This window comes from Microcoleus sp. T3_B1 (assembly GCF_036700445.1).
Taxonomy (GTDB): domain Bacteria; phylum Cyanobacteriota; class Cyanobacteriia; order Cyanobacteriales; family Microcoleaceae; genus Microcoleus.
The window spans coordinates 20,376-27,606 of sequence record NZ_JAUBOX010000090.1; the positions used below are offsets into that span (position 1 = coordinate 20,376).

5 protein-coding genes are annotated in these 7,231 nt (G+C 48.9%); 3 read left to right on the plus strand and 2 right to left on the minus strand.

Annotated features, from left to right (window positions below):
- The first annotated feature begins 15 nt into the window (after positions 1-15).
- Both QT990_RS30400 and QT990_RS30405 read left to right on the plus strand, forming a co-directional pair.
- Positions 16-1,329, plus strand: a complete 1,314-nt coding sequence (locus QT990_RS30400; protein WP_333143031.1) for a valine--pyruvate transaminase — start codon at positions 16-18, stop codon at positions 1,327-1,329.
- A gap of 374 nt (positions 1,330-1,703) precedes the next feature.
- The gene (locus QT990_RS30405) at positions 1,704-2,264 is read left to right on the plus strand and encodes a Uma2 family endonuclease (protein WP_333207316.1); all 561 of its coding nucleotides are present in this window, start codon (positions 1,704-1,706) and stop codon (positions 2,262-2,264) included.
- A gap of 48 nt (positions 2,265-2,312) precedes the next feature.
- On the opposite strand, the gene QT990_RS30410 is transcribed toward QT990_RS30405, so the two are convergent.
- Complete coding sequence (locus tag QT990_RS30410) at positions 2,313-4,484, minus strand: caspase family protein (RefSeq protein WP_333466137.1); 2,172 nt, start codon at positions 4,482-4,484, stop codon at positions 2,313-2,315.
- Between the two features lie 207 nt (positions 4,485-4,691).
- Positions 4,692-5,873 (minus strand): sulfate adenylyltransferase, encoded by a 1,182-nt coding sequence (gene sat / locus QT990_RS30415; RefSeq protein ID WP_333143028.1) that lies wholly within the window; start codon positions 5,871-5,873, stop codon positions 4,692-4,694.
- A gap of 135 nt (positions 5,874-6,008) precedes the next feature.
- Here sat and QT990_RS30420 point away from each other — a divergent pair, with 135 nt between their 5' ends.
- Positions 6,009-6,797, plus strand: coding sequence for an FkbM family methyltransferase (locus tag QT990_RS30420; protein ID WP_333143027.1), 789 nt, complete (start codon positions 6,009-6,011; stop codon positions 6,795-6,797).
- The last annotated feature ends 434 nt before the right edge of the window (positions 6,798-7,231 follow it).

Genomic DNA, 7,231 nt, shown 5'->3' on the forward strand with positions numbered 1-7,231 from the left:
GTCGCTGCATTTGCTATGAACCCTGCCCTGACTCAATTTGGCGCTCAGATGTCCCACCTCACGGGAGTTCGGGCAATTATGAAAGATATTATTGAAACTCTCAGAGCCGGCAGCGGGCAGGAGTTTATCAATTTGAGCGCCGGAAATCCGGTAATTTTGCCGGAAGTCGAGCAGTTGTGGCGCGACTGCACTGCGGAACTTTTGGCCAGCCCGGAATACGGCGAGGTTGTTTGTCGCTACGGTTCCAGTCAAGGTTATCAGCCGTTGATTGATGCGGTGCGGACGGATTTTAACCAGCGTTACGGACTCAATTTGACCGATCGCAATATCCTAATTACTCCCGGAAGTCAATCGATTTACTTCTACGCAGCCAACGCTTTCGGCGGCTACACTACACCCCCCCCATCCCCCCCTTACCAAGGGGGGGCTAGGGGGGGTAGCCTTAAAAATATCGTGCTACCGCTGAGCCCAGACTACACCGGTTACGGCGGCGTTAGCTTGATTCCCGAAGCGGTAGTCGCCTGCAAACCTACCCTCGATATTGATGCGGCTGCTCACAGGTTCAAATACCGCCCGGATTTCAGCCAACTGTCGATCGACCAAACCACTGGTTGCGTCATTTTTTCCCGTCCCTGCAACCCCACCGGCAACGTTCTCACCGACGACGAAGTTAAGAAAATTGCCGATTTAGCAGCCGCTTTCGACGTGCCGGTGTTCGTGGATTCCGCCTACGGCCCTCCGTTCCCGTCCTTGAATTTTACCGAAATGACGCCGATTTTTGGCGGCAATATCGTGCACTGTATGAGTTTGTCGAAAGCCGGATTGCCGGGTGAAAGAATCGGAATTGCGATCGGCGATGAAAAAATCATTCAAATATTAGAATGTTTTCAGACCAATATGTGCATTCATTCGCCGAGATACGGACAGGCGATCGCAACTCGTGCCATTGCTTCCGGCGCTCTTGCCGACATTTCCATCAACGTAATTCGGCCGTACTATCAAAGCAAATTTGCGATCGTAGAAAGCACCCTAGAACAAGCAATGCCGAAAGATTTGCCGTGGTTTTTGCACCGGGGCGAAGGAGCAATTTTCGCATGGTTGTGGCTGAAAGATTTGCCAATGACTGATTGGGAACTGTATCAAGAGTTGAAAAAAGTCGGCGTAATTGTCGTGCCAGGAAGTTCTTTCTTCCCCGGTTTGCGGGAAGATTGGCAGCACAAACATGAGTGTTTACGCATCAGTTTGACTGCAACAAATGATGAGATTGAAACTGCCATGAAACGCTTGGCTCAAATGGTAGAAAAGCTTTATCAGTCAGTTGACAGTTGACAGTTGGCAGTTGGCAGTTGGCAGTTGACAGTTGACAGTTGACAGTTGACTGTTAACATTCCCAATACTTCGGGTACGCGGTTCCTGAGCGACTCGTGCTGATCGTAGCCGGAGTAAGTCGAAGGGCATTACAAGTTACCAATTACCAATTATCAGTTACCGATGATAATGACCGAAAGCATCCAGGATACCGGCCACGTGATTCATCCGTCCAGAAATAAAAAACCTGTATCCGATGAAACTTGCCCCCCGAATTGATCTGTGGGGTCAATGCTTTAATCTAAAATCTAAAATCTAAAATCTAAAATCGATTGACTTCTTCCTTGGCAGATCGACTACAATTTAAAAAATAATAATTAGCAGCGCGGTAGGTTATGGCAGTGCAATTACTCAAAAGGTTGTTGACCGTAGAAGAATATCATTTAATGGGCAAAGCTGGTATTCTTTCCGAGGGCGATCGGGTAGAACTGATAGAAGGAGAACTTATCCAAATGGCAGCAATTGGAACTCGTCATGCTTCCTGTGTGAGACGATTCATCGGACTGTTCAGCGAAATTCCCAGTAACCGGGCTTTTCTGGATGTGCAAAACCCCATCCAGTTGAGCGAGCGAACCGAACCTCAACCTGATATAGTATTGCTGCAACCCCGGGCTGATTACTATTCAACAGCACATCCAGTACCGTCAGAAGTTTTGCTGTTGGTAGAAGTATCCGATAGCACGGTTGATTACGATCGAGATGTGAAAGTTCTGATTTACGCTCGATCGCTAATTCAAGAAGTTTGGCTAGTAGATATAGAGGCACAATGTTTAGAAGTTTACCGCCAGCCAACTCCGAATGGTTACAGTTTAATCCAAAAATTTTGGCGGGGTCAACAAGTTGCGTCGCTCGCCTTTCCTGATTTGGAAGTGAATATCGATTTCGTACTGGGATAGATTCGGATTATAGGTTATAGAAAACATTCCCAAGTCCCCATTTTTCAATTAAACAACCCGATAAACAAAACTCAGAGTTGCCCAAACATTCACATCCAAAGCCAAATCATCCGTTGATATCCCCACTTTCTGTACCCCCGGAATGCTAGCCGCGTGCAAATCTTCGAGTACCGCCCGCGCCACCTTTAAAGGATTCAACAACACTCGAATTGGCAGGGCATCCCTCGTTTGCTGCATTTCGGCTTCTATTGCAGCCAGAGTTTGAGCGAAGGAACTCTCACTAAATATAATCATAGTTTCCGCAAGTCCGATCGGCCCCGATACCGCCCACCCGCTCCCCCCAGCCGCCGGTAGAGTCAAATTCTCCCCAGGAGCGATCGCCCGCGACATAACTCCCACAGACTCTTTGCTCTCAGCGCCGATCGCTGACAGCCGTCCGGCGCTGTCCGAGCAAAACACCGCAAAGTAAACCGGGCGATCGCTGTCGTTATACAATCTGTAGCGAACTCGGCTGCCCTCTGGCAAACTTAGTATATGAGCGCTTGCCGATTTCTCACTTTCCCCGCTCAGCGGTTCCAGCCGATAATCACCGCCGGCCCGCACAGGCTCTCGCTGCGCCACAGCCCGCGCTTGCGGTGCGGTAGTTGCCAGAACCGCCCGCACCTTCAGGCGCGAAGACCCCTCATTGGCTGTCAGCCGCAGCAACTTCCCAGCCTGCAGCGCTTTCAACTGCGGAGTCAAGCGCTGCACCGCCACCTTAACTGCTTCTCCCCCGTCGCCCTCAGTATCGGGAATCAGCATTTGAGCCAAAGAAAACAAACCGTAACGGCTTTGATACAAAGCAGGCTCGTGAGCCGAGACTGTTTCGGCTAAAGTTGTTTCCGGGACTCTGCCGAACCGACAGTCAGCCCATTGCTCACTGCCTACCGCCGAAACTTGTGGCACAGTCGCAAAGGCGCTGGTAGCGTCCACGCGCTCGATGCGTTCCAAACCTGAGTCCAAAGCTACTGTCAAACCGATGTTTCGTGGCAATACCCGAATTTCTTCCCTCACCAGTTCGCCGACTGCTAATTGGCCGAAAGTTCGATCGAACCCGTCTAAAACTTGGGCTTTAGCAGAGAGGCCCGTGCGTCCCCGCAGCAAAAGCCTCGCGCCCTCGGAGGAATCCACTGCAAACACAGAACCCTCGGAGCACTCCAAAACCGAGGGCGACAACCCGCCCAGCCACAACTGCACAGTTTTGCCCCCCTCTTCCACCGCCGTCACAGCGCCGTCAGATGCAGGGGAATTGAAGATTAAATTTGAAAAATTCACCGCCGGCGCGGTTGTTAAATCGTGATTAAGAATTTGCGGTTGCTGCGATAACCCCGCGATTTGCTCGACATTACCCGCCGCGCGGCTGAAACTGACGCTGAAGCTGCTAGCGGGAGTTGCCCACCACAAAGTTTGGGTGAGGGCGTAGGTAAACAGACCTGCGGTAAATCCGTTCCACTCTTGTTCGGCGGCGAGTTGGGAATTCGCGCCTGCGGCAAGTAGGGCTGCCGCAGGGCGGAGATTTGGGCGGGATCGGAGGTCTTGGGCAAACGTTAATTCTGCGATACCCAGCTCGCCGATGGTGGGGCGGGGGCGGGAGCGAATGCGAAAGTTACCGTTTTTGGGGAAACCCGGATAGGTGTAGCTGGTGTCGAGGATGGCGATCGCATTTTCTGTCGCGAGCGAGCGCACCAACAGCAACAGCGTTTCCTCTAAAATATCGTTCACCGCCCGGTTTGCTAACAGCGGCAAAACATCATCCGCCGGCACCAAACTGTTTTGCATTTTTCCAGGAGACTCGGCCAAACTGACTCGGCTACCGCAGCCGCTAAAGTGAAAAACTACCACGTCACCGGGTTTTGCTTGTTCGCCCAAGTGAGTTACAAAAGCCGTCTCGATATTTTCCCTGGTAGCTTGAGCGTCAGTCAAAGTCAAAATGTCCGAGGGCACAAACCCAAACCGATATATCAGCAGTTCCCGCTGCATTTCCACATCCGTGACGCAGCCGTGCAGGGGCGAGTCTGGATATTTGTCAACGCCAACCAACAAAGCCAATTTCCTGGCTGTCGGCTGCGCTAAGGCTTGGAGGTAGCGCGAGCCCAACGGCAGCCACAAAGCCTCGCTGATGCCGATGGCGGCCAGCACCCGGCCAGCTTGCTGCAAAAATTCCCGCCGCTTGAGTCCCATTTTTAAATAGCTTTGAATTTTAAGCGTTGAATTTTAAGTTAAATTCCCCTCACTAATTTTAGGGGAATTAATTAGATTGTGACTGTTTAGGATTAAGGGAGTTTTTAAGTTTTAACTTTTGAGCTTTAAGTTTAAAATTTCCCATTTAAAACTCAAAACTCAAAATTCAAAACTATGCAGAATGTCGCCCACACCAATCTTCAAGATTTAAATCTCGTAATTGAAAATATTCATGGCCTTGGCTAATTCTGCGGCGACTTCCGGCCGGGAAAACTGCGGCGGCGGCAATTTTCCAGCGCGCAGCATTTCCCGAACTTTGGTTCCCGACAAATGCACCCGTTGTTCGGGAGTGCTTGGGCTTGTTTTAGTTGTAGCCATTTGTTCCGTCAGTTTGCAATAGAAAGCGTGCTCGAATTTCATCGGCACAATTCCCAATTCTCCCGGCTCAAATTCATCAAAAATATGTTGGGCATCGTAAGTCCCGTAATAATCGCCAACTCCCGCGTGATCGCGCCCCACGATAAAGTGAGTGCAGCCGTAGTTTTTGCGGATTAAAGCATGAAAAATTGCTTCTCGCGGCCCGGCGTAGCGCATCGCCGCCGGATTAATTGCCAAAATTACGCGATCTTTTGGGTAGTATTTTTCTAGCAGAATTTCGTAGCAGCGCATCCGCACGTCAGCGGCGATGTCGTCATCCTTAGTCGTCCCGACTAGCGGGTGCAGGAACAAGCCGTCTACTGTTTCTAAGGCGCATTTTTGGATGTATTCGTGTGCGCGGTGGATGGGGTTTCGGGTTTGGAAACCGACTATGGTTTTCCATCCTTTTTCTGTGAACAGCATTCTCGATTTCGCCGGGTCAATTTGGTATTGGGGAAAGCGGACATCTAGTTCGCGTTCCAGCAGCCAAATGTCGCCTGCGAGGTTAACGGGCCCGGATTTGTCTACTACCTGGACACCCGGGTGTTTGAGGTCGTCGGTGCGGTAGACGTTGAGGGCTTCTTCTTCTTTACTGTAGTGATATTTTTCTGCAAGTTCCAAGAGCCCGACAAATTTGCCCGCCGGGGTGTCGAGGCGCACTAAAGTTCCTGCTTTCAGGGGGGCGGCGACTTCTTCTGTTACCGAGAGGGTGATGGGAACCGACCACGGAAGGCCGTTGGAGAGGCGCATTTGTTTAACGACCGATCGATAATCCGCTTCGTTCATGAACCCTTTGAGGGGACTCAGGGCGCCGATGGCGATCATTTGCAGGTCGGAGATCGATCGATCCGACAACTGGACTCGCGGCAGGGACTCTGCTTTATCGAAAAATTCTTGTCTCTGGTCTAGTGTGGCAATGCGGTTGACCAGGGTGCCGCCGTGAGGGGCAATGCGGTCTGAATGCTGGCTCATGTCGATTTGAAGTTGTGGGTTTTAGCTGCCAGAGTATATCCTACCAAAGTATTGTTACAATTAATTAATTTTCCTCCCTCAGTCGGCACACATGGTTTTTAATGTTGGTATCAACCATAATTTATTCCGCCACTTATGACACTTTATAATTTATTAGTGAAATCTATCGATTTCTGGCAAGAGCATTCAGGCTTGAGCAATCTCAAAACTCATACTATTTATTCTAAAATCCTCGGCTCTGACTCTTTAGTGATCGATTTAGGCGCCAATGTCGGTCAATTTAGCGAAGCGATAACTCGCGAATTCAATTGTAGGTGTTACGCAATAGAAGCAGTTCCTTCTGTGTATTCTCAACTCCCAGAGAATGGCTTAGTTAAAAAGTTTAATTATGCTATATCAGACCGAAATGAGCCATTAAAAATATATGTTTCAGATAATCGAGAATGTAACAGTATTAGTCAGGAAGCTGCTAGTGTCTACGGCCTTCAGGGAGAGATATCAGTGGATGGTATCACTTTAGAAACTTTTCTGAACAACCAGAGCATCGAGTTAGTTGATTTGTTGAAGATAGATATTGAAGGTGCTGAAGAAGCCGTTTTTAACTCAACTAGCGATGCCACGCTCTGCAATGTTAAGCAGATAACTATAGAGTTTCACGATTTTATGCCAGGTTCTATTAGCGCTGAGGAAGTTAACAAAATTACCAACAGGTTAAAAAGATTGGGTTTTATCTGTATCCCATTTTCATACCTGTTCCCTGACATGGATACCTGTGACTTCTTATTTATCAATACGAATCGATGTAAAATTCCGTATAAAGACTGGCTGGGTTTTCAAATGATTAACTTGCTTCTAACAATAGAAAAAACTAAGTCATCTCTACTCCGTTCCGCTGGAAAGCGCGAACAAAGTGTTGCCAATTAGCGCGGTGAATAAATTGACGGCAAAGTCGATAGGAATCCCATTCAAATCTATCACTTTTATTTCTCTACAATCAGCTCTGGCAGGCAATCAAGCAATTTAGTGCCGGGCCCCTGGATTGATTCCTTCGCAGACTCAGGATGGGAGTAATCCCTAGGACGGGCTTTTCTTAGACATTTCCGTGATAAATTCGACAATTGGTGTATACGGGAATAATTCACCTAACCAAACCCAATATGTCCACATATGTACCACCAAGAATCGCTATTCAACGACTCGGAGTATGTTCAAAAACACGCTTAGCGGTGGGAAAAAGAAGGGAAAATCAAAGCGTACAGAACACCATCAGGACAGCGACGATACGACGGAGACTCAGTTGTCAATATTCCATCTACTAAACCAACCATCCTCTACGCCAGAGTTAGCAGTCGAAGTCA